The sequence below is a fragment of the Mesorhizobium sp. P2_E7 genome, assembly GCF_056403855.1.
Genome location: NZ_JBFUER010000001.1, coordinates 2,280,231 through 2,301,607, shown reverse-complemented (window position 1 = coordinate 2,301,607; position 21,377 = coordinate 2,280,231). Strand labels below are relative to the sequence as shown.

The following is a 21,377-nucleotide window of genomic DNA, read 5'->3' as shown; positions in this document are numbered from 1 at the left end:
TTCCCAAGGGAAAGCGCTGCGCGCTTTTCCCGGGAAAACCGCTCACACTTTTCCTGGAATTGCTCTAACGCCTTCGCACCGCTGCGATCCCGTCGATCACCTCCAGCCTGCCGGCGCGATTGAGCGTATGGATTTTCGGGTATGGCCAGTCGCCGTCGGCGACGATCGGCCGGGGCGCCGAAAGCCTCACCGTCTGCCGGTCGAGCTGCAACAGTTCGGACAGGCCGAGGCCGCCGCCATAGCCGAGCGTTCCGTCCTGAACGGGAAGGACGACGCGTCCGTCCGGGCCGCGAACGAAAGCGCCGCCCGGACGCGCCATGCGGTGGTCGATCAGGATCGGGTTGCCGGCATGCGGTGTCCAGGGACCGGTGAGGGCGGAGGCCGAAAACACCACCAATGTATCGGAGGTGCTGCCGTAGCGGTCGCGGTCGGTGGCGAACAGCCAGAGCAGCCCGTCATGCTCGAGCAGCGTTGCGTCGGAAATCTCGCCCTCGACCAGAACGTTCTCGGCGGTCCAGCGGTCCGGAAAGCCGGAGGCGCGATAGAGAGTGAGCTTGCCGCTGGCGCTGGCTTCAGGAAGCATCCAGATTGCCCCGTCGCGCTCGAACACTTGCGGATAGGAGAGGTGGTGCGGTTCCTCCAGCACGACGTGGGGCGCCTCGGGAACTCCGTTGGCATCAAACGCAACGACCGAGATGACAGCCTTGCCGGTGGCGTGGGGATAGTCCTCGACGAACAGGAACGACCGGCCCTGCCATTCGAACGGGAACGGATCGGCGTAGAAATGGTCGCCGGGGTCGGGCAGCACCGACCAGCCGCTGCCGAGCCTGCCGGTTTCCACGACGCCGGGGGCATCGGCAAAGCGGTAGCCGACCCGCCAATGCGCGTGGCGATAGCGGACGCGCCGGATGATCTCCCGGCCAAGCCGCGGCAGCGCCGAGCCGACATAGGCAGGCAGGAATTGCCTTACCGGAGCGCTACGAGGTTCAGACGACGGTTCGTTCTGCAAGGTCCGGCCGTCGGCAAAAGCCTTGGCGAGCGAGACGATCAGCGTGATGGCGCGGGCGAGGACATCTTCCGTGCCGAGCGCCACCGATTCCCGCTTGTCCACCATCGGCCGTGCCCGGCCGACCACGTTTCCGTCGAGGACGGCCTCGATCACAGGCAATTTTCCGGCAACGATCGCTGCCGCCACTGCAAGATCGGACTGAGATCCGTCGAACAGCAGGCCAAGGGTTGGAACTTCGGATCGCGGCGCATTGCCGGCAAGGTCCAGCCTGAGCGCCGCGGGCCGTCCGGAGGGCTGGACCGGGATCTCGTTCAGCGCTCCGGCCAGATTGGGACGGCGGCGCCGAAACAGGCGCCGTTCGAAAGCAAAAGCGGCTTTGGCCGACCCTGGCCAGCCCGGCATTCCCGGTTGCCGCAGCACGGCGATATCATGGCCGTCCGACCGCAGCCGCTCGATGACAATCTTCTGCCACAGGCGCGGTGCAAATTGCGGAACAATGACGTCGATCGCCAGCATGTCGTACCAGTTCGCGATTGTATCGGGACCCGGCCTGGACATTTGAAAAGCAATGACCGGTACAAACAAATGACTGACCGAAAAAACTTACCTTGCGGTTACTTGGAAGTCTGGCCATCCGCTTTAGGGGAAGAACTTGACCAATCCTGCCGGCCAGCCGCCGAATGCTGGATTGACGACAGATATGCAATCAGCGCTTGAGGCCCCGTATATACCAAGTTCCTAACATTCCATGCGGTTGACCTTGACGTGGAACGCAAGACAGCGTCGATAGACCATGCTCAGCCGGTTCGGACCATAATGTTTGAAGTCACAGTCGAGGATTCGTTCGATTTTCGTTCGAAGGAATATGCCGAGCTTTTCGCCAGCTCGGCCGCGACCGCTTTTCAGCACCCCATTTGGCTCGCCCTCCTGTATGAGAAGATCGTCGGGCATGGTGCGGCCACGCCGCTGATAATCGTCGTGCGGACAGGCGGAAGACTGGCGATGGTCCTGCCGTTGGTCAGGCGTCGCTACACGCTCTTGAAAGTCGTGGAATTCGCCGACATGCGTGTTTCCGACTACATATCGCCGGTCGCCGACGAGGAGACGTTTTCGCGCATCGTGGCAGATGGCCGCACAGTGGCCGCCATCCGAAAACATCTGAAGCCCTATGATCTGTTGCGCATAGGCAAGCTGGCCGACCGCTCGCTGGCAATCGAGCGCCTGTTTGGCATCGACAAGCGTGAAAGCATGGGCATGAGCGCCTATTCCAGCAAGCTTGAAACGACATTCGCGGCGTGGCGCGAACACCAGCTCGACAATTCCTATCGCAAGGAACTCGACAAGAAGTCGCGGCAGCTCGGCCGGATGGGCCAGGCGCGTTTTGAATGTTCGGATAGTGTCGACGCCATCCGCACGACATTCGATGCGCTCAAATTGTACCGCGGCAAGCGTTTCGACGGCAGCGACGGCCCGGCCGACCTGTTGCAGTCGCCGTCCTATTTCGACTTCTACATGGCTGTGGCGGCGGAGGGATGTGGCGGCTTTTCCCGCACCTACACATTCTGGATGGACGATCGCGCGATTGCCGGCGCGCTCGGCCTCGCTCATCGCGGCTCGCTGCTGGTCATTCTCGGCGGCTTCGACGAGGCCGGTTACAGGAAGCAGTCGATCGGCAGCCTGATGTTCGAACAGATCGCCCGCGACTGCATCGAGCGTGGCGACCATTCGCTCGATTTCACCATTGGTGACGAACCCTACAAGATTACCTTCGGTGGCCGGCCATCGCCGATGTGGCAGATTTTCAGCGCCGGCAGCCCGCTCGGCTATGCCGCGCACATGACCGTCGAGAAACTGCCGGCGGCCAAGGCCCTGGCGCGGCGGCTGGTCGGATCGCATGGCAAGAAGCGCAAGCCTGACCGTACCGTAGTGCCGCAGGCGCCCAGCGACGAAGCGGCTGGATCCTGAACGTCCGTTTCACGGAAACGTTGACTGCCCTATCTCTTTGTTTTTACGCAATCCCCACGGGAAAGCGCTACGCGTTTCCCCGAAAGACCGCGTCACACTTTTCCTGGAATTGCTTGGGTGCCTGCGATCAGCTCGCGGCTTCGATGCCGGGCTTTCTGAAACCGCGCAGCCTGGCCGCGAAAGCGGGGCTGAAATTGCTGATCTGCTGCATCACGCGACGACGGCTGAAGTGAAGCTGCCGGCGCGCGCGCCAGCGCAGATCGGTGTCGATGGTCAGGCTGCGGCGAAAATCAGCCATGTGCAGACCGTGCTCATCCATCGCCCGTTTTGCCGGATCGTTGTAGAACGTTGCGATCTTGGCAGCCGCCATCCCCGGCGAAGCCATCCAGTTCGGCACATGCATGCACAGCCGCTCGACATCGGTGAGCAGCCGGCTGACGCCGGTTCCGGCGGCCGGACAGGATGTCTGATAGGCATCGCCGATCAAAACGACGCCGTTGCGCACGCAGTTCTGCGCCACGGTGATGTCAGTGAGCCAGCTGTCGACCCGATTGATGACCTCGAAATCGCCGAACGCGTTGACCAGCCCCGGCAGCGTGTCGATGAGCGTCTCGCGGGGACGTTCGCGCAGCGCTTTCACCCAGGGATCACGGTGATCGCGGAAGACGAACAGATTGGCGCGCGTAACGTCAGCGGCGGGAAACAGGTTAAGGTAATCGATGCCGTCGGAGACCCCGCCGTAATAGGTGAGGGCCGGGTGCTTGAAGGCGCTTGCTCCCACCGGGCGCAGATTGAAGCCGAAGGTCATTGACTGCTTCTGATGGACGAAATGGCGCTCGATGCCAACGTCGCGCTTCAGAATGTCGCCCATGCCCGTGGCGAGCACGAGCAGCCGCGCCGTTACGTCGTGGTGGTCGAGGATCGACACGCGCTGGCGGTCCGCTCCCGTCTCCAATGCGTTCACGCGGCCGGCTATGAAGCGAACGTTTTCGGGCAGTTCGGCACGCATGGCGGCAACGAGGTCATCGTAGAAAATGCCGTAGTGGCGCGCATGCGTACGATCGAGAAAGCGTCCCCTGCGGATGTTGACGATCTCGTCAAAAGCCACCGCAGCCGTCGCCAGCCTGTCCAGAAGGCCAAGCCGGCGCATTTTTTCAATCTGGTCGCCGGCGACTTTTTCGACTCGGAATTCCCTGGGAAAGACCGAATGGCGATCGATCAGGATGACGCTGTAGCCGGCCCGTCCGAGCACATTCGCCGCAATGGTGCCGGACAGTCCGGCGCCGACGATGGCGATCTCGGCATCTGTCCCTTCAGGCAGCGGACTGTGGCTGTGCTCGGCCGTCATTTGGAGTACCTCAACAGGGCGTACACGGCCCGGGGACTGGTGGTGAAATAGCGCCAGAAAAGCCTGCGCGGCTCCATCATCACACGCCAGAGCCACTCGAAACCAGCCTTCTGCACCCATAGCGGGGCGCGCCGGACCTTGCCGGCGATATGGTCGAAAAGCCCGCCCGACGTCTTGATCAGGCCGACATTGTGGAGCCGCGATGCATAGTCGCGGATAAAGATCTGCTCGCGCGGCACGCCGAGGCCCAGCCACAATATGTCCGGCGCAAGCGCGTTGATCTCGTCGAGTTTCCTTTCAAGCGCCAGGCCGGCAAGAAAGCCGTGACAACTCCCGGCGATGCGCAGGCGAGGGTATTTGGCGCTGATGCGGGCGACAGCCTTGTTGTTCTCCGCCTCCGTCGAACCCAGCAGGTAGAACGTCGTGCCTTCCTGTTCGGCGAGCGTGGCCACATCATGGAACAGGTCCGTGGTGGCGACCCGCTCCGGCAGGTGCACGCTGCACAGCAGGCGCGAGGCAAAAACCAGCGGCTGGCCATCGGCGAGGATCTGGTCGGCCTGGCGAAACAGCCGGGCGACTTCCGCGTTCTGCCCCACCTGGGCGATGACATCGCCATTGGCGGAGGTGAAATAATAAGGGCGGGTGTTGGGCAGATGCCCGCGCGCCGACGCGATCATCAGCCGGGCGGCATCTTGCCGGTCGATCACTGTGATCGGCAGGCCGCCGAGCACCACCGTCGGCAAGGCGGGAAGTGGCGCGCCGGTTGTCACGCCTGCAGGTCCGGTCTCGCCTGGCGAACGCGGATGGGAAACCTCATTTGCTGCGGACGCCTCGAGGCGCCGCGAATCCGCTTCGCGGATCGCGCCCTTGCCCCTTCGAGACTTTTTCGAAACGTCGCCCATCGTGGAGATAACCCATTTCGAAGTATTCTAAGTAAAATGAGGGGAAAGTTAAGCGGTTCGTTAATAGGTAGTTAATGCGTAAATTTTTCACAAAAATCTATAAATAAATCAATGCGTTGCATCGCCGCAGCGAAGCGTTGCCAATCGCGGAGACCGAACCGTTTCAGGTCGGGCTTGGTTTTTGGCCCTGGAGCGCAAAAAATCCAATGGGATCAACGCGCTCTGAGCATTTTTTTAGCCGACAGAATTCGATGGCGGCGTGGCGGGAGTTTGGGGTTGCGAACGCCCAGGCGGCCACCGGGCGACATGGAAATGTCGGCGCGGTCCGCGGCAAGAAAAAGTTGATGGAAACGGATTTCCACCATGGTTCATGGCTAGCGATAGCTTTCGAATGAAAGTCAAAGGTATCAACCGACGTGATGCTTGTAAGCAACCGCTATCAGTGGAATATGTATTTCTGGTTGCATTTACTTGCAGAAACTGTTGCCATCGCATGGGTCGAAAATCCGCGCCGCTGCTCGCCTCAACCCGCTTCGCTCTGTCGGACCTGCCCGAGACCGGTCATCGAAGGGCAGGCGCATCGTGAGGCAGTCGAGCAAAAATCCTTCCGACCCCTATCCCTTGGTGGGATGCCCATTGCGGCGGGAATGCCTTATCGTCGAGGGCGGGCGCAAGCGCAAAATCCTGTGAACCAACCTGAGTAAGATGCTGCTTGATTCAGGCACCGCGTCAGGGGATACCGAACGGATCAAGCATGGAGTCCAGTTTGCCAGCCGTTGTTTCGCAACCGGTCGTCGCCCTCTTGACGCGGGCCGCGATCTTTCTTGTCGTCACGCTCAAGCCCGGCCCCGAACACGACGCGACCGCACGCGGCCTGTGTGCCGATCTATCCGCACTCAAGCGAGCGGTCGGCTTTCGTGACCTCGAGGGCGGGTTGTCCTGTGTCATGGCAATTGGCTCCGACGCGTGGGACCGGTTGTTTGCAACGCCAAAGCCCAGGGATCTGCACCCGTTCCGCGAGATCCGTGGCCAGCATCACGCCGTTTCGACGCCGGGCGACTTGCTGCTTCATATCCGTGCGGCGCGAATGGACCTCTGCTTCGAACTGGCGACGCAGATCATGGCGCGGCTTGGCAGCGCCGTCGCCACGACGGACGAAGTGCAAGGCTTCAACTATTTCGACAACCGCGATCTGATCGGTTTCGTCGACGGCACCGAGAACCCGGTGGACCAAGGTGCAATCGACTCCACCATCATCGGCGAGGAGGATCCCGGCTTTGCCGGCGGCAGCTATGTGATCGTGCAGAAATATTTGCACGATCTGGCGCGCTGGAACGAGGTGCCGGTGGCGGAGCAGGAAAAGATCATCGGTCGAACCAAGCTCTCGGACATCGAACTCGACGATGCGGTGAAGCCGACATCGGCCCACAATGCGCTGACCTCGATCACCGAGGATGGCGAGGAACTCGAAATCCTGCGCGACAACATGCCGTTCGGCGATGCAGGCAAGGGCGAGTTCGGCACCTATTTCATCGGCTATGCCCGCTCGCCGCGACGTATCGAGCAGATGCTGGAGAACATGTTCATCGGCCGGCCGCCGGGCAATTACGACCGGCTGCTCGACTTCAGCCGCGCGGTGACCGGCACGCTGTTTTTCGTGCCGTCGGCGACGTTTCTCGACGGTGTTTCGGCGGATACCGCGGCCGCTCCGTTGTCGGCCCCACCCGAGGCAACGGATCAACTCCAGCCGCACTCGCGCGACGGCTCACTCGGTATCGGATCTCTTAAGGATGTGAGGCAGACATGAACAATCTTTATCGGGAACTCGCTCCCATTTCCGACGGCGCGTGGCAGCAGATCGAAGACGAGGCATCGCGCACCCTCAAGCGCCATCTGGCGGCGCGCCGCGTCGTCGATGTCGTCGGCCCGAAGGGTTTTGATCTGTCTTCTGTCGGCACCGGCCATACCAAGCCGATCGCTGCGCCCGGCGAAGGGGTGCAATCGGTGCAGCGCGAGGTCAAGGCGCTGGTCGAACTGCGGGTTCCGTTCGAACTGACACGCCAGGCCATCGATGACGTCGAGCGGGGCGCTGCGGATTCAGACTGGTCCGCGGTGAAGGAAGCGGCGCGCAAGATCGCTTTCGCCGAGGATCGTTCGGTGTTCGACGGTTACGCCGCCGCCGGCATCCAGGGCATTCGTGAAGGCACCAGCAATCCGGTGGTGGCGCTGCCGGCCAAGGTGATGGGTTATCCCGAAGCGATCGCCCAGGCGGTCAGCCAGTTGCGGCTCGCCGGCGTCAACGGTCCCTATGCGCTGGTGCTGGGTGCTGCGGCCTATACCGCCGTCAGCGGCGGCAGCGACGAGGGTTACCCGGTCTTCCACCATATCGAGCGCATGGTCGAGGGCGGCATCATCTGGGCGCCGGCCATCGAAGGCGGGTTCGTGCTGTCGACGCGCGGTGGCGATTTCGAGCTCGATATCGGCCAGGACCTGTCGATCGGCTACCTCTCGCACTCCAGCACGAGCGTCGAGCTCTATCTGCAGGAGACGTTCACCTTCCGGCTGCTGACGTCAGAGGCCTGCGTCACGCTCGCGCCGTCGCGGAAGTGACGCCGTCGGCGCCGTCTACTCCGAGGTTCCCGACCAGGTGTTGAAGCGCTCGTTCAGCTCTTCCAGATGGTCGAGCCAGAAGGCGCGCGCCTCTTCGCTGCCGATATGCAGGCCGGTTTTTAGATTGTCGCCGGCCGGCAGCAGCGCGATGCGCTCGGGCTTGATGAACTTCTCGGCGCCGTTGATCGTCGTGCCATAGGCGAAGATGTTGGTGAAGTCGGCCTGCCGCCTGGCGTCGGACGCGTATTTGATGAATTCGTGGGCGAGTTCGATATAGGGCGACTTGGCGGGGATGGCCCAGGCGTCGACATCGTACTGCGTGTTCTGCCACACGATGCCGAAATGCTTGCCACCGTCTAGGGCAGCGGAAACCCGGCCGTTATAGGCGAGCGCCATGGCGACATCGCCTGAAGCCAGCCATTCTGTCGGCTGGGCGCCGGCCTTCCACCATTGGATCTGCGGCTTGATCGTGTCGAGCTTGGCGAAGGCGCGGTCGATGCCTTGCGGCGTCGACAGCACCTTGTAGACGTCAACGGGTGCAACGCCATCGGCCATCAGGGCGAATTCGAGACTGATCTTCGGCCCCCGGCGCATGGCGCGCTTGCCCGGCCATTTCTGAAGATTGAAGAAGTCCTGAACCGTCGTCGGGCCGTCCTTCACGCTGTCCTTGTTGTAGGCAAGCACGATCGACCAGGCTGTGGTGCCGACGCCGCATTCCGAAACCGCGTATGGCACGAAATCCTTCTTGTCGCCGATCTTCGACCAGTCGAGTGGCGCGAAGACGCCTTCCTCGCAGCCGCGCACCAGTTCGGCGGTCTCGACCTGGACAACATCCCACGGTGCGACACCGGTATCCTGCATGGCCTTGAACGGCGCCCAGCCGCCCTCATAAACATCGTCGAGAACCTTGATGCCTTTCTCCTGGGCGAAAGGCGTGAAGTAGATGTTGCGCTTGGCGTCCTGCACCGCACCGCCCCACGCGGTTACCGTAAAGTCGCGCGCGTGTGCCACGCCGTGCTGCGTTACGCTGAGCGCGGCTGCCAACAACGCGCCCTTGATGAAACCCTTCATGCCCAACCCCTCTGTGTGCGGCCCCTCAAGGAGCGCTTGCCATCGCTTTGGTAGCCCAAGTCGTTCGAAACTGCCTGACGATTTTTGGGGTGAAGCCACCAAAAATGCATGCAGATCACGGAAGCACGCCGTCCACCGTGCCGAGGCTGCGCAAGGCGCGGCGGCGCAGGGCCTCGAACACAGCCAGGAAAATCAGCGTGCACGCAATCAGCAGCGTGGCGACGGCTACGATCGACGGTTCGAGTTGGTCGCGCAGGCCGGCGAAAAGCTGCCGCGGCAGCGTGAATTGCGCCGGCGAAGCAATAAACAGCGCGACCACGACCTCGTCGAAGGAGGTGATGAACGCAAAGGCCGCGCCCGACAGCACGCCCGGCGCGATGATCGGCAGCGTGATCATGCGGAAGGTGGTGAGCGGTGTGGCGCCACAGCTTTGCGAAGCACGCAGCAACTGGCGGTCGAAGGTCTGCAATGTCGCCATGACGGTGAGCACCACGAAAGGCGCGCCAAGCATGGCGTGCGCAAGGATCAGGCCGGTGAACGTTCCCGTGAACCCGATGCGGGCATAGAGGAAATAGACCCCGAGCGCGATGATGATGGGGGGAACGATCAGCGGCGACAGGAAGATCGCGATCACGATCCCGCGCCCGGGAAACTTGGCCAGTGTCAGCCCGCAGGCGGCCATGGTGCCCAGCACGGTGGCCAGTGCGGTCGCCGCGCCGGCCACGATCAGGCTGTTCTTCAGCGCGGTGAGCCATGGGTAGGGCTGCAACACCTGCTCATACCAGCGCAGCGACAGTCCCGGCAGCGGATAGCTGAGGAAGGTGCCGGAGCTGAACGAGATCGGAATGACGGCCACGATCGGCAGGATCAGGAAGGCGCAGGCAAACGCCACGACAACGCGTAACGCAATTGCGCCGAGACGCTGCTGCCAGGTGACAAAACCGTGTGAGGCGAAAAAGGTCCTCATGTCAGGAAGCCGCGCGCGCCAAACAGCCTGGCAAACACCAGGTAGCTGATCAGCGTCGAGACCAGCAGCAAGGTCGCGGCGGCACTCGCCATGCCCCAATTGCCGATCTCCAGCGCGAACTCGGTCACCAGCGAGCTCAGCATCTGGTCGCCGGGACCGCCGACCAGCGCCGGCGTGGTGTAGTAGCCGAGCGACAGGATGAAGACGAGCAGGGCGCTGGCGCTCAAGCCCGGCAACGACTGCGGCAGGTAGACGCTGAGGAAAGCCGACAGCGGCGTCGCGCCGAGCGAACTGGCGGCGCGCATGTGCAGCGCCGGGATGGTTCGCATGACGCTGTAGAGCGGCAGCACCAGAAACGGCAGCAGCACATGCACCATGACGACATAGACGCCGAAACGGTCGAAGATGAGCGGCAAGGGCTGATCGACAAGACCAAGCCGCAACAGCAGGCTGTTGACGATGCCGTTCTTCTGCAGGACGACGATCCACGCGGCCGTTCGCACCAGCACGGAGACCAGGAACGGCAGCAACACCGCGGCAAGCACCAGCGTTCTGGCAAGCGGCCGGCAGTGTGCCGCGTAGAAGGCGAGGGGATAGCCGATCGCGATGCACAGCAGCGTGACCACGATGCTCATCCAGAAGGTGCGCGCGAGATAGCCGATATAGACCGCGCGGTCGGGCGGCACGCGCACGATGCCGCCGTCCCACTCGCGCTCGAGGTCGAGCACCTGCAGGAGGTAGCGCGGCGTCAGCGGCCCGGCGGCCGAGCGCATGGCGCGCCAGGTGGCAATGTCGTCCCAGCGCGGATCGATGGCCGCGAAAGCTGTCCGGAAAGGCGGCGTCAGCGTTTCTGCCTTGCGCGCGGTCTGCATGACCAGGCTGCGCATGCCTGGGATTTCCTGGTTGAGCCGTGTTGCGATGCCTGCCACGGTCTTTTGCGCGTAGCCCTGCGCCAGATCGGCGGCAAGGGCGGCATAGGCGGGTTCAGATGGCGGTGCGTCGCCGGTCCAGCTGGCCAGCGCCGCGGTCGTTCGCGGCAGTGCCGCGCGCATTTCGGTGCTCGAAACCGAAAACAGCAGCGTCGAGGCGATCGGCAGCACAAAGATCACCAGCAGGAAGGCAAGCAGCGGGCTCACCAGCGCGAAGGCGCGCAACTGACGTCCCCGCTCGGCGCGGCGCAGGCCCGCGCGCAGATCGACCATCGGCGCGGCAGTGACAGTCATTGTGTCCGTCTCTCATCCAGCACGCAGGCCTTGTCGGCGTCCCAGCTCAACGCGACGCTTGCGCCGGCTGCAAAGCGCTGCGATCCGGCGGTTCGTGCCATGAAATCGGAGCGGCCATCGACCTCGATTTCATAGCGAAGATGATCGCCATGATAGATCGTCGAGCGCACTGTTGCCGGTATGGCGCCAGCTTCGTCAGGCGGGCCGAGACGCGTGTGCTCCGGCCGCACGGCGACGTTGACGCGCATGCCGGACCTGGCGTCAATCGCGTTGACGGCTTCCACGATGACGCCGCAGTCGAGCGCGACGCGGCAGACGCCATCGTCGTCGCGCACTGTGCCCGGAAAATTGTTCATCTCGCCAATGAAGTTGGCGACGAAGGAGGAATTGGGCGTCTCGTAAATCTGTTCGGGCGTTCCGATCTGCAGGATCGCGCCCTTGTCGAGCACCACGATCCTGTCCGACAGCGTCAGCGCCTCCGACTGGTCGTGCGTGACGTAGAGAACCGTCACGCCGAGCGCCGCATGGAGGTGCTTGATCTCGATCTGCATCTGCTCGCGCAACTGCTTGTCCAGCGCCCCGAGCGGCTCGTCCATCAGAACGATGTCAGGCCTGAAGACGAGCGCGCGGGCCAGCGCCACGCGCTGCTGCTGGCCACCGGAAAGCTGCGCCGGCAGCCGCTCACCAAAGCCGTCGAGATGGATCATGGCGAGCGCCTCGTTGACCCGCCGCGCGATCTCGGCCTTGGCGACGCCGCGCTGCAGCAGCGGATAGCCGATATTTCGGCGCACGTTCATATGCGGAAACAGCGCGTAGCTCTGAAAGACGATCCCCATGTTGCGCCGGTGGGCCGGGACTCGGTCGAGGCGCTGGCCATCGAGCCGCAACTCGCCGCCGGTTGGGTTTTCGAACCCGGCCAGCATCATCAGCAGCGTCGTCTTGCCGGAGCCTGAGGGGCCAAGCAGCGTCAGGAACTCGCCGCGACCGATATCGAGATCGAGGTTTTCAACGACGTTGGCCACGCCATCATAGGTCTTGCCGATGTTGCGGAATTCGACGAGAGGGGTGGCCTCCGCAGAGGGCCGCCCGGTGCTCAAGTTGCCAGCCGCGCCAGCTTGTGGCCGCCGAAGGGCTGAGAGCTGCTCGTTCATGTCCCCACCGAAGTCGTCTTGCCGCTGTTCCCGTTAAGCCGGTCCGCGGCGAAATAGCAAGGTTTCGTGCGCTTGCCGGGCGCGCGGCGTTGGTGTTTAGCTGGGAAAGGGCAGGGGTGCAGGTGTGTGGTGAATCGATCCGATCAGCCGCGGCGGAGTTCTCATCGGCGCGGGCGCCAGAGATGAAGACGAATGCCGAACTTTCGCTCGGCCAACGCTTCGTTCTGGCAGCGGCGCGGGTGCTGATCACGTTCCGGCACCCGGTTCTCGTCATCCGGTTTTTCCGGCGGCTGGGCTACTGGCCCAATCCCGCCGCGCCGGAACGCTACAATGAACGCATGCTGTGGCGGAAGGTGATCGACCACAATCCGCTGTTCATCACCCTGTCGGACAAGCTCGCCGTCAAGGATTATGTTGGCCGCGTCTGCCCGGATTTGCCGATACCCAGGACCCTGTGGCGCGGCCGCGATCCTGACGACATTCCGTCCTCGCTGTTGGCTGGCGATGTGGTGGTCAAGGCCAATCATGGCTGCGACATGAACATCTTCGTGTCCGGAGGCGAGCCTGATCGCGCGACGATCGTGCGCAAGATGAAGCGCTGGCTGGGCAAGCAGCATGGAAGGCGCTTTGGCGAGTGGGCCTATTGGTCAATCGTACCGGAAGCGTTTCTCGAGGAGGCGCTGCCCCTCAGTGGCGGCAGGATCGCAACCGAGATCAAGGTGCAAGTGTGCAGCGGCGTCGTCTGCCATGTCAGGGCCGAGGACAAGAAAGCCCTGATGTCGCGGCTGTTCGATCCCCAGGGCAATCCGTTGCCGGGGCGGGATATCGACTATCCGCGCGAGGATCAGGCGCTGCCGGTGACGCCACGTCTCGTCGAGTTCATCCGGCAGGCGGCCGAAATCGGGCCGCGCATCGCCGGCGATCTCGACTATGTCCGCGTCGATCTGCTGGTCACCGACGACTGCCTGTTCGCCGGCGAGGTCACGGTCTATTCAGCGGCCGGCTATGCCACCTGGAGCAATCCGGCGATCATGGCCGATGTAGAGCAGCGGTGGCGGCTCGATCAGTCGGATTACCTGCGCAGGGGCCACAGCGGGTTTGCAAGGCTTTATGCCAACGCGCTGTTGGCGAAGTACGGCGATCGGACACCGCTCGTCGAGAAAGTGCCTCTGCAAACTCTGCCGGGCTGAGGCGCGTCAACGTTCGAATGTTGCAGGCGACAGCACCTCACCACTCGGCGAAGGAGCCGTCCTTGTGGCGCCAGACCGGGTTGCGCCACCGGGCCGACCGCCTCATGGTTACCAGTCGAGGCGGATGACGATCTTGCCGAAATTACCGCCCTCCGCCAGCAAGCGGAACGCCTGGCCGGTTTCCGCCACGCTGAAGGTCCGGTCAATCACCGGTTCGATGCGAGCCGCGGCAATGGCTTGCATCGCCCGGCCCAGATCCTCGACGGAACCGGTGTTGTTGCCTTGCACGCGCAGGGCCTTGACGATGATCGGCATCAGGTCAAGCTCGAGCTTCGTTCCGGTCAGGAAGCCGATCGTGTAGATCAGACCGGCCTGGCGGGTCGCGGCAAGCGAGCGGGTGAATGTGTCGGGTCCGGCGGTCTCCAGCACCAGGTCGACGCCGATGCCGTCGGTCAGGCGTTGGACCTCGGCATCCCAATCGGGAAGTTTGCGATAGTTCACCGTCTCGTCGGCGCCAAGCGCATGCGCACGATCGAGCTTGGCGTCGGACGACGAGGTGATGATGACACGGGCGCCCCTGGCCTTGGCAAGCTGCAATGCGAAGATGGAAACGCCGCCGGTTCCCAGGAGCAGCACCGTCGAGCCCGGCCCTGCATCGGCGGCAGCGAGCGCATTCCAGGCCGTGGTCGCCGCGATGGGCAGCGTGGCGATCGCTTCCCATGACAGATGGTCCGCCGCCTTGACGACCGAAACGGCATCAACCGTCGCGATCTCGATCAACGAACCCGGTAGCGATATGCCCCGCATTGTATTTGCTTTCGCTGCCGTGGGGCGGCCGGCGATCCACAGCGCCTTGGGGTGAATGGCGACACGATCGCCGATCTTCAATCCGGTCACTCCATCACCGATGGCAATGATCTCGCCCGCGCCATCGGCAACCGGCGTCAGCGGAAGGGCGACGCCGGGATATTGGCCCTTGGCCATGGCAAGATCGATGAAGTTCAGGCTGGCGGCGCGCATGCGCACATTCACCTGGCCGTATCGCGGCACGGGCGGATCGGGCAGCTCGATTTGGCTCAGAGCTTCGAGCGAGGGCTTGTTCAAGATGATGGCACGCATGGGTCGGTCCTTTCGCGATGATTGCATGATCCCATTTGGCTGCTGCAAAAAACGAATTGAAGAGAGCAGTTTTGCAGTTTAAAGCTGCAACAGATGCAGCAATCGGACACCATCCCCGATATCGAAGCCTTGGCGGCGTTCATCGCTGTCGCGGAGGGAGGCTCGTTCAACGCCGCCGGTCATCGGCTCCATCGCGATGCGACAGTCGTCTCGCGGCGTGTCCAGACCTTGGAGCAGAGTCTCGGCGTCCGACTGGTCGAGCGCTCGACGCGCCGGGTGGTGCTGACGGAAGCCGGTGATCTCTATCTCAGCCAGATTCGCCCTTTGCTGGGCGGTTTGCTGGCGGCGGGTCAGGAAGCGGGGCGGTTTACGGATGGTGAGCCGCGAGGGCGCCTGCGGCTGGCTCTGCCGGGCAGCTTTGGCCGCATGTGGCTGATGCCCATGCTGGTCGAGTTCCTTGAGGCCTATCCCGGGGTGGCGCTCGATGTCTCTTTCTCGAATCGTTTCGTGGACTTGATCGGAGAAGGTTTCGATCTGGCCATACGCCTGGGGGTGTTGCCGGACTCGCGGCTCATGACCCGTAAGCTGGCGGAGCGAAGGCGGATGATCTGTGCATCGCCCGCCTATCTTGAGCGGCGGGGCGTTCCCGCATCACCCGAGGACCTCACCGGCCATGAGTGCCTCATCTTCTCCGGTAAGACAAACCCCAATGCCTGGGAGTTCATCATGCCGGCTACAAGGCAACTCGTGGTGCCCATTGCAGGGCCTTTCATCTCGGACGATGCGGAAGCGCTGGTTATGGCGGCCATCGCCGGACACGGATTGCTCTACGCAACCGACTGGCTGGTTGGCCGCGAGCTTGCCGATGGGCGCCTTGTGCGGATCCTCGAAGGCTTTCCGGTCCCCAGCGACGGTGCCATCTACATGGTGCACCCTTCATCCCGTCACGTTCCCAACAAGACCCGCGCGTTTGCCGACTGGATCGTCGAACGATTCACCCGGAGCCTGCCCTGGCAGCAGGCATGACGGTTTGATTTAAGGCACGGCTCTACACCGATGCGCTTCTCGCGAAGTACACCGGGGATGGCGACCGGCCCCTGCACGTCCGGTCGAAAGCTGCCACCGCAAGGCTTGCCAGGCTAGCGCGATTAGACGCGGTAAGGCCCCGCCCACCTCACCACTCGGCGAAGGAGCCGTCCTTGTGGCGCCAGATCGGGTTGCGCCAGCGGTGGCCTTCCTTGGCGCGCTCCTTGACGTAGTCCTCGTCGATTTCGACACCGAGGCCCGGGCCATCGGGGATGGCGACATAGCCATCCTCGTAGCGGAAGACGTCCTTGTTGGCGGCGTAGTCGAGCAAATCGTTGGCGGCGTTGTAGTGGATGCCGAGGCTCTGCTCCTGGATGAAGCAGTTGTAGCTGACGGCATCGAGCTGCAGGCAGGCGGCGAGCGCGATCGGACCAAGCGGGCAGTGGGGCGCGACCGCAATGTCATAGGCCTCGGCCATCGCCGCGATCTTGCGGCATTCGGTGATGCCGCCGGCATGCGACAGGTCGGGCTGGATGATGTCGACGGCGCCTTGCTCGAACACCGACTTGAAATCCCATCGGCTGTAGAGCCGCTCGCCGAGCGCGATCGGCGTCGATCCAAGGGCGGCGATCTCCTTCAGTGCGTCGCGGTTTTCGCTGAGCACCGGCTCCTCGATGAACATCAGCCGGTAGGGCTCCAGCTCCTTGACCAGCATGCGCGCCATCGGCCGGTGCACGCGGCCATGGAAATCGACAGCAATGCCGATATTGGGGCCGACGGCTTCGCGCACCATGGCGACGCGTTCGACGGCCGCATCGATCTTGTCATGGCTGTCGACGATCTGCAGTTCCTCGGTGCCGTTCATCTTCAGGGCCTGGAAGCCGCGCGCCACCACTTCCCTGGCGCCATCGGCGACTTCCGCCGGCCGGTCGCCGCCGATCCAGGAATAGACTTTTATCGTGTCGCGCAATTTGCCGCCGAGCAATTCGTGCACGGGAACGCCGAGCGCCTTGCCCTTTATGTCCCACAGCGCCTGGTCGACGCCGGCAATGGCGCTCATCAGGATCGGGCCGCCGCGGTAGAAGCCGCCGCGGTGCATCACCGTCCAATGGTCCTCGATCAGGCGCGGGTCCTTGCCGATGAGATAGTCGCCAAGCTCCTTGACCGCCGCCTCGACGGTCAGCGCCCGGCCTTCGACGACAGGTTCGCCCCAGCCGGTGACGCCGGCATCGGTCTCGATCTTCAGGAACAGCCAGCGCGGCGGCACGATGTACGTGGTGAGTGAAATGATTTTCATGCTGGTCTCAGTTGTTCTTGAGTTTCTTGGCGCTGACGAGATCGCGCGCCGCAAGGTCGAGTATCCGGCCTGCCGCGGCCCGCGCCGCCACGGCATCGCGCATGCGCAGCGCCTCCACCACCTCGCGGTGCGCCGCGACCGCTTCCATGCGGCGGTCGAGCGAGATGGTCGCGGTTGCTTCGAGGGAGAATTTCAGCCCGGTGTCGATCAAATTGCCGATCTGCCTAAAGATCGGATTGTGGCTCGCGGCATAGACGATCTGGTGGAAGACGATGTCGGAGCGCGAGAAGGCGGCGAGATCCTCGCCGGCGTTGGCCATGCCGCGCCAGGCGGCTTCGAGGTCGGCGATCTCCTGCAGCGTCGCGCGGGTGGCGGCGAGCTCGGCGACCAGCGGTTCGATGGCGCGGCGGGTTTCCAGGATGGCGTCGAACAGCTTGTCGTCCAGGGCGTGCGGCGCATGCCAAGCCAGCACTTGCGGGTCGATGATGTTCCAGTTGTCCTGTTCGCATACAACCGTGCCGATGCGCGGCCGCGACAGCACCAGCCCCTTGGCGGCCAGCACCTTCAGCGCTTCGCGGATGACGGTGCGGCTGACGCCATATTCGACGCCGAGTTCGTTTTCGGTCGGCAGGGATGAGCCGGCAGGATAGCGTCCGGAAAAGATGTCGGAGGCGATTGCCTTGATCACGTCGGGCATGACGCGCGGGCGGCGGGTGGGCGTGTCGCCCTGTAGCTTTTTAGAAGTCTCGGTCACCTCAGCCCTCCTCCAAGGCGGCGAACCCGCTGTTTCGCGCAACCGGCCCGGCCTTACCGGATGCGGATCAATTGCGCCAGCGATCCCTAGTCAGAGCATGTAGCTTAATTATCATACCAGATCAATTGACGAGTATGATAAAAAGAATTAGAGACTCTGCACCCGGGCTGAGCGCCCGGCCATCGCTGGGAGGTAATCATGCGACTTTTGAAGACCGCGCTCGTCGCGGGCGCGCTTGCCGTGCTGTCCGTCACGACCATCGCTGCATATGCTCAGGACACCAAGATCGGTTTCATCGTCAAACAGCCGGAAGAGCCGTGGTTCCAGGACGAATGGAAGTTCGCCGACCAGGCCGCCAAGGAAAAGGGTTTTACACTCGTCAAGATCGGCGCCGAGGACGGTGAGAAGCTGATGTCGGCCATCGACAATCTCGGCGCGCAGGGCGCACAAGGCTTCATCGTCTGTACGCCTGATGTGAAGCTCGGCCCCGGCATCGTCGCCAAGGCCGCCGCCAACAATCTCAAGCTGATGACCGTCGACGACCGCCTCGTTGGCGCCGACGGCAAGGCGCTGGAAGACGTGCCGCATATGGGCATTTCGGCGACCAAGATCGGCGAGGCCGTCGGCCAGGCGATCGTCGACGAAATGAAGGCACGCGGCTGGAAGGCCGAGGAGGTCGGCGCCATCCGCGTCTCCTATGACCAGCTGCCGACCGCGGTCGACCGCGTCGAAGGCGCCATCTCGGTGCTGAAGGCAAATGGCTTCAAGGCCGAGAACATCTTTGATGCGCCGCAGGCCAAGACCGACACCGAGGCCGCGCTCAATGCGGCGACGGTGGTGCTCAACGCCCATGCCGACATCAAGAAGTGGGTCGCCTTCGGCCTCAATGACGAAGCGGTTCTGGGCGCCGTGCGTGCGTCCGAAAGCGTCGGCATCTCGGCCGACAACGTGATCGGCGTCGGTATTGGCGGCGCGGATTCGGCGATCAACGAGTTCAAGAAGCCGACCGCCACCGGCTTTGTCGGCACGGTGATCATCTCGCCGAAGCGTCACGGCTACGAGACGGCGCTCAACATGTACGACTGGGTCGCCAACAACAAGGAACCCGAGAAGCTGATCCTGACCGCCGGTGCGCTGGCCAAGCGCGACGACTACCAGAAGGTCCGCGAGGGTCTCGGCATCGAATAATCCTCCCTGTACAAACAGGCGGCGGCTTGATGTCGCCGCCTGTTTGGCATCACACAGAAGGATCGACCCGTGTCCTTTCTCGACTTCTCGCGCATCACCAAGACCTATCCGGGCGTCAAGGCGCTGTCGGACGTTTCCTTCGGCGTCGACAAGGGCGCCGTGCACGGCCTGATGGGCGAGAACGGCGCCGGCAAATCCACGCTGATCAAGATCCTGTCCGGCGACCAGCATGCCGGCGAGGGCGAGATCCGCATCGACGGCAAGGTCCAGGCCTATTCATCGACGCGAGATGCCTTCGACAATGGCGTCATCGTCATCCACCAGGAACTGCAACTGGTTCCCGAACTGACCGTTGCCGAAAACCTCAGCCTTGGCCGTTTTCCCGCCAGCGCCGGCATCATCGCCCGCGCCAGGATGCGGGAAGATGTCGGCGCCAAGCTGAAATCGGCCGGCATCGACATCGATATCAGCCGCAAGGTCAAGACGCTGTCGATCGGAGAACGCCAGATGGTCGAGATCGCCAAGGCGATCATGCTCGACGCGCGCGTCATCGCGCTGGACGAGCCGACCTCGTCGCTGTCTTCGCGCGAAAGCGAAATCCTGTTTGCCCTGATCGGCCGCCTGCGTGGCGAGGGCAAGGTCATCATCTATGTCTCGCATCGGTTGGACGAAGTGTTTCGGCTGTGCGACAGCCTGACGGTGCTGCGCGATGGCAAGCTAGCGGCGCATCATGCATCGCTGAAGGACGTCACGCGCGACCAGGTCGTCGCCGAAATGGTCGGCCGCGAAATCTCCGACATCTGGGGTTTTCGCCCGCGCTCATCCGGCGATGCCCGCTTGAAGGTCGCGTCGCTCTCCGGCGCCAAGCTGACGACGCCGGCCAGCTTCGAGGCGAGGGCCGGCGAGATCGTCGGCTTCTTTGGCCTGATCGGTGCCGGGCGCTCGGAGCTGATGCGGCTGGTGTTCGGCGCCGACCCGCGCTCCGGCGGCACGATCAGCGTCGACGGCAAGATCGTCCATGCCGCCGATCCGCATGACGCGATCCGCTCCGGCATCGTGCTGTGCTCGGAAGACCGCAAGCATGACGGCATCATCCAGGGCCGCTCGATCGAGGAGAACATCAACATCTCGTCGCGGCGCCATCACACGCGCTTCGGCATCTTGAACCGTGCCAGCGAGATCGCCACGGCCGAGACCTTCATCAAGAAGCTCAAGGTGCGCACACCGTCGCGCAAGCAGGACATCATCAACCTGTCCGGCGGCAACCAGCAGAAGGTCATCCTGGGTCGCTGGCTGTCGGAGCAGGGCGTGCGGGTGCTCATCGTCGACGAGCCGACGCGCGGCATCGATGTCGGCGCCAAAGCGGAAATCTATGAACTGCTCTATCAGCTTGCCGAGGACGGCATGGCGATCGTCGTCGTCTCGTCCGAACTGCCGGAGGTGATGGGCATTTGCGACCGCATCCTGGTGATGTGCGGCGGCCGCGTCAGCGCCGAACTCAGCCGGGACCAGTTCGCCGAAAAGGCGATCCTGGCTGCCGCTCTTCCCGATACCAAGACCCCCGACGCGATCGCTTCCTGAGGATTTGCCATGACCGACCAGTTGAAGAAAATCCTGCTCGGCGAACAGGGCCTTGTCGTCATCTTCATCGTCGCCTTCGCGCTGGTGTCGTTGCTGGTGCCCAACTTCCTCACTGACCGCAACATGCTCGGCCTGCTGCAGTCGGTGGTTACCGTCGGCATCGTCGCCTGCACCATGATGTTCTGCCTTGCCGCGCGCGACTTCGACCTGTCGGTCGGCTCCATCGTCGCCTTTGCCGGCATGGTCGCGGTCATGGCGTCGAACTACACCGGCTCGATCATGCTCGGCCTTCTCGCGGCCATCGCCTGCGGCGCGTTCGTCGGCTTCATCAACGGCGTTGTCATCGCCAAATTCCACATCAATGCGCTGATCACGACACTCGCCACCATGCAGATCGTGCGCGGCTTTGCCCTCATCGCCTCAGATGGCCGCGCGGTCGGCATCAACAGCCCGGATTTCTATCAGCTGGCGCTCTCAAAACTGCTCGGCATCCCGACGCCGGTCTGGGTTTTGGCCGTGCTGTTCTGCATCTTCGGCTTCGTGCTCAACCGCACCGTGTTTGGCAAGAACACGCTGGCTATCGGCGGCAATCCCGAGGCGTCGCGGCTGGCCGGCGTCAATGTTGACTGGACGCGCATCTGGATCTTTGCGCTGCAAGGTGTCGTCTGCGGCATTGCCGGCATCCTGCTTGCGTCGCGCATTACATCGGGCCAGCCCAATGCGGCGGTCGGGCTCGAGCTTTCGGTCATCTCGGCCTGCGTGCTCGGCGGCGTCTCGCTTGCAGGCGGTCGCGCCACCATGTCCGGCGTCATCGTCGGCGTGCTGATCATGGGTATCGCCGAGAACGCCATGAACCTGCTCAACATTCCGGCCTTCTACCAGTACATTGTGCGCGGCGTGATCCTGCTGCTTGCCGTGCTGCTCGACAATCTGCGCTCGTCGGCACTGGGCCGGCGCTGACCATCTTCCAGTGGAG

Annotated in this window: 18 protein-coding genes; 8 read left to right on the top strand and 10 right to left on the bottom strand. The window is 63.2% G+C overall.

What is annotated here, in order from left to right; translation table 11 throughout:
• Window positions 1–64: 64 nt before the first annotated feature.
• The gene (locus AC1DYC_RS11525) at window positions 65–1,567 is read right to left on the bottom strand and encodes a glucosamine inositolphosphorylceramide transferase family protein (RefSeq protein WP_477406356.1); all 1,503 of its coding nucleotides are present in this window, start codon (window positions 1,565–1,567) and stop codon (window positions 65–67) included.
• Between the two features lie 258 nt (window positions 1,568–1,825).
• Between AC1DYC_RS11525 and AC1DYC_RS11520 the strand changes: the two genes are divergently transcribed.
• The gene (locus AC1DYC_RS11520; RefSeq protein ID WP_477406354.1) at window positions 1,826–2,974 is read left to right on the top strand and encodes a GNAT family N-acetyltransferase; all 1,149 of its coding nucleotides are present in this window, start codon (window positions 1,826–1,828) and stop codon (window positions 2,972–2,974) included.
• A 127-nt stretch (window positions 2,975–3,101) separates the two neighbouring features.
• On the opposite strand, the gene AC1DYC_RS11515 is transcribed toward AC1DYC_RS11520, so the two are convergent.
• Both AC1DYC_RS11515 and AC1DYC_RS11510 read right to left on the bottom strand, forming a co-directional pair.
• Window positions 3,102–4,322 carry an FAD-dependent oxidoreductase gene (locus AC1DYC_RS11515; protein ID WP_477408261.1) on the bottom strand — a complete coding sequence of 407 codons (1,221 nt, stop codon included), beginning with the start codon at window positions 4,320–4,322 and terminating at the stop codon, window positions 3,102–3,104.
• Window positions 4,319–5,056: a WecB/TagA/CpsF family glycosyltransferase gene (locus tag AC1DYC_RS11510; protein WP_477408259.1), complete on the bottom strand. Its 738-nt coding sequence runs from the start codon at window positions 5,054–5,056 to the stop codon at window positions 4,319–4,321. Before AC1DYC_RS11510 ends, AC1DYC_RS11515 begins: the two co-directional genes overlap by 4 nt.
• Window positions 5,057–5,978: 922 nt before the next feature.
• Here AC1DYC_RS11510 and AC1DYC_RS11505 point away from each other — a divergent pair.
• Window positions 5,979–7,031 (top strand): Dyp-type peroxidase, encoded by a 1,053-nt coding sequence (locus AC1DYC_RS11505; protein ID WP_477406352.1) that lies wholly within the window; start codon window positions 5,979–5,981, stop codon window positions 7,029–7,031.
• Window positions 7,028–7,834 carry a family 1 encapsulin nanocompartment shell protein gene (locus AC1DYC_RS11500; RefSeq protein WP_477406350.1) on the top strand — a complete coding sequence of 269 codons (807 nt, stop codon included), beginning with the start codon at window positions 7,028–7,030 and terminating at the stop codon, window positions 7,832–7,834. Before AC1DYC_RS11505 ends, AC1DYC_RS11500 begins: the two co-directional genes overlap by 4 nt.
• Window positions 7,835–7,849: 15 nt before the next feature.
• Here AC1DYC_RS11500 and AC1DYC_RS11495 read toward each other — a convergent pair whose 3' ends face one another.
• From AC1DYC_RS11495 to AC1DYC_RS11480, 4 genes are all read right to left on the bottom strand, one after another.
• On the bottom strand, window positions 7,850–8,905 hold the full coding sequence (locus tag AC1DYC_RS11495; RefSeq protein ID WP_477406348.1) for an ABC transporter substrate-binding protein: 1,056 nt from the start codon (window positions 8,903–8,905) through the stop codon (window positions 7,850–7,852).
• A gap of 115 nt (window positions 8,906–9,020) precedes the next feature.
• Window positions 9,021–9,872, bottom strand: a complete 852-nt coding sequence (locus AC1DYC_RS11490) for an ABC transporter permease (RefSeq protein WP_477406346.1) — start codon at window positions 9,870–9,872, stop codon at window positions 9,021–9,023.
• Window positions 9,869–11,095 carry an ABC transporter permease gene (locus AC1DYC_RS11485; RefSeq protein WP_477406344.1) on the bottom strand — a complete coding sequence of 409 codons (1,227 nt, stop codon included), beginning with the start codon at window positions 11,093–11,095 and terminating at the stop codon, window positions 9,869–9,871. The genes AC1DYC_RS11490 and AC1DYC_RS11485 overlap by 4 nt, the downstream gene beginning before the upstream one ends.
• Window positions 11,092–12,246, bottom strand: coding sequence for an ABC transporter ATP-binding protein (locus AC1DYC_RS11480; RefSeq protein ID WP_477406342.1), 1,155 nt, complete (start codon window positions 12,244–12,246; stop codon window positions 11,092–11,094). Before AC1DYC_RS11480 ends, AC1DYC_RS11485 begins: the two co-directional genes overlap by 4 nt.
• 182 nt (window positions 12,247–12,428) lie before the next feature.
• On the opposite strand from AC1DYC_RS11480, the gene AC1DYC_RS11475 reads away from it, so the two are divergent.
• Window positions 12,429–13,436, top strand: a complete 1,008-nt coding sequence (locus AC1DYC_RS11475) for an ATP-grasp fold amidoligase family protein (protein WP_477406340.1) — start codon at window positions 12,429–12,431, stop codon at window positions 13,434–13,436.
• Between the two features lie 108 nt (window positions 13,437–13,544).
• Here AC1DYC_RS11475 and AC1DYC_RS11470 read toward each other — a convergent pair whose 3' ends face one another.
• Entirely contained in the window at window positions 13,545–14,555 is a 1,011-nt protein-coding gene (locus AC1DYC_RS11470; protein ID WP_477406338.1) for a zinc-dependent alcohol dehydrogenase family protein, read from the bottom strand.
• A gap of 93 nt (window positions 14,556–14,648) precedes the next feature.
• Here AC1DYC_RS11470 and AC1DYC_RS11465 point away from each other — a divergent pair, with 93 nt between their 5' ends.
• The gene (locus tag AC1DYC_RS11465; RefSeq protein ID WP_477406336.1) at window positions 14,649–15,581 is read left to right on the top strand and encodes a LysR family transcriptional regulator; all 933 of its coding nucleotides are present in this window, start codon (window positions 14,649–14,651) and stop codon (window positions 15,579–15,581) included.
• 148 nt (window positions 15,582–15,729) lie between these two features.
• On the opposite strand, the gene dgoD is transcribed toward AC1DYC_RS11465, so the two are convergent.
• Window positions 15,730–16,878, bottom strand: a complete 1,149-nt coding sequence (gene dgoD, locus AC1DYC_RS11460; protein WP_477406334.1) for a galactonate dehydratase — start codon at window positions 16,876–16,878, stop codon at window positions 15,730–15,732.
• A gap of 7 nt (window positions 16,879–16,885) precedes the next feature.
• Complete coding sequence (locus AC1DYC_RS11455; protein WP_477334835.1) at window positions 16,886–17,575, bottom strand: FadR/GntR family transcriptional regulator; 690 nt, start codon at window positions 17,573–17,575, stop codon at window positions 16,886–16,888.
• A 255-nt stretch (window positions 17,576–17,830) separates the two neighbouring features.
• Here AC1DYC_RS11455 and AC1DYC_RS11450 point away from each other — a divergent pair, with 255 nt between their 5' ends.
• The 3 genes from AC1DYC_RS11450 to araH all read left to right on the top strand — a co-directional run bounded on the left by AC1DYC_RS11450 (window position 17,831) and on the right by araH (window position 21,361).
• A complete protein-coding gene (locus AC1DYC_RS11450; RefSeq protein WP_477406332.1) occupies window positions 17,831–18,820 on the top strand; it encodes an arabinose ABC transporter substrate-binding protein in 990 nt (329 codons plus the stop codon).
• Between the two features lie 69 nt (window positions 18,821–18,889).
• On the top strand, window positions 18,890–20,401 hold the full coding sequence (araG, locus tag AC1DYC_RS11445) for an L-arabinose ABC transporter ATP-binding protein AraG (RefSeq protein ID WP_477406330.1): 1,512 nt from the start codon (window positions 18,890–18,892) through the stop codon (window positions 20,399–20,401).
• Window positions 20,402–20,410: 9 nt separating this feature from the next.
• The gene (gene araH / locus AC1DYC_RS11440; RefSeq protein ID WP_477406328.1) at window positions 20,411–21,361 is read left to right on the top strand and encodes an L-arabinose ABC transporter permease AraH; all 951 of its coding nucleotides are present in this window, start codon (window positions 20,411–20,413) and stop codon (window positions 21,359–21,361) included.
• The last annotated feature ends 16 nt before the right edge of the window (window positions 21,362–21,377 follow it).

Bases quoted from the DNA above. Each gene is read 5' to 3' on its own strand.
- AC1DYC_RS11525 (WP_477406356.1), bottom strand. From the start codon at position 1,567: ATGTCCAGGCCGGGTCCCGATACAATCGCGAACTGGTACGACATGCTG.
- AC1DYC_RS11520 (WP_477406354.1), top strand. From the start codon at position 1,826: ATGTTTGAAGTCACAGTCGAGGATTCGTTCGATTTTCGTTCGAAGGAA.
- AC1DYC_RS11515 (WP_477408261.1), bottom strand. From the start codon at position 4,322: ATGACGGCCGAGCACAGCCACAGTCCGCTGCCTGAAGGGACAGATGCC.
- AC1DYC_RS11505 (WP_477406352.1), top strand. From the start codon at position 5,979: ATGGAGTCCAGTTTGCCAGCCGTTGTTTCGCAACCGGTCGTCGCCCTC.
- AC1DYC_RS11500 (WP_477406350.1), top strand. From the start codon at position 7,028: ATGAACAATCTTTATCGGGAACTCGCTCCCATTTCCGACGGCGCGTGG.
- AC1DYC_RS11495 (WP_477406348.1), bottom strand. From the start codon at position 8,905: ATGAAGGGTTTCATCAAGGGCGCGTTGTTGGCAGCCGCGCTCAGCGTA.
- AC1DYC_RS11490 (WP_477406346.1), bottom strand. From the start codon at position 9,872: ATGAGGACCTTTTTCGCCTCACACGGTTTTGTCACCTGGCAGCAGCGT.
- AC1DYC_RS11485 (WP_477406344.1), bottom strand. From the start codon at position 11,095: ATGACTGTCACTGCCGCGCCGATGGTCGATCTGCGCGCGGGCCTGCGC.
- AC1DYC_RS11480 (WP_477406342.1), bottom strand. From the start codon at position 12,246: ATGAACGAGCAGCTCTCAGCCCTTCGGCGGCCACAAGCTGGCGCGGCT.
- AC1DYC_RS11475 (WP_477406340.1), top strand. From the start codon at position 12,429: ATGAAGACGAATGCCGAACTTTCGCTCGGCCAACGCTTCGTTCTGGCA.
- AC1DYC_RS11470 (WP_477406338.1), bottom strand. From the start codon at position 14,555: ATGCGTGCCATCATCTTGAACAAGCCCTCGCTCGAAGCTCTGAGCCAA.
- AC1DYC_RS11465 (WP_477406336.1), top strand. From the start codon at position 14,649: ATGCAGCAATCGGACACCATCCCCGATATCGAAGCCTTGGCGGCGTTC.
- dgoD (WP_477406334.1), bottom strand. From the start codon at position 16,878: ATGAAAATCATTTCACTCACCACGTACATCGTGCCGCCGCGCTGGCTG.
- AC1DYC_RS11455 (WP_477334835.1), bottom strand. From the start codon at position 17,575: ATGCCCGACGTGATCAAGGCAATCGCCTCCGACATCTTTTCCGGACGC.
- AC1DYC_RS11450 (WP_477406332.1), top strand. From the start codon at position 17,831: ATGCGACTTTTGAAGACCGCGCTCGTCGCGGGCGCGCTTGCCGTGCTG.
- araH (WP_477406328.1), top strand. From the start codon at position 20,411: ATGACCGACCAGTTGAAGAAAATCCTGCTCGGCGAACAGGGCCTTGTC.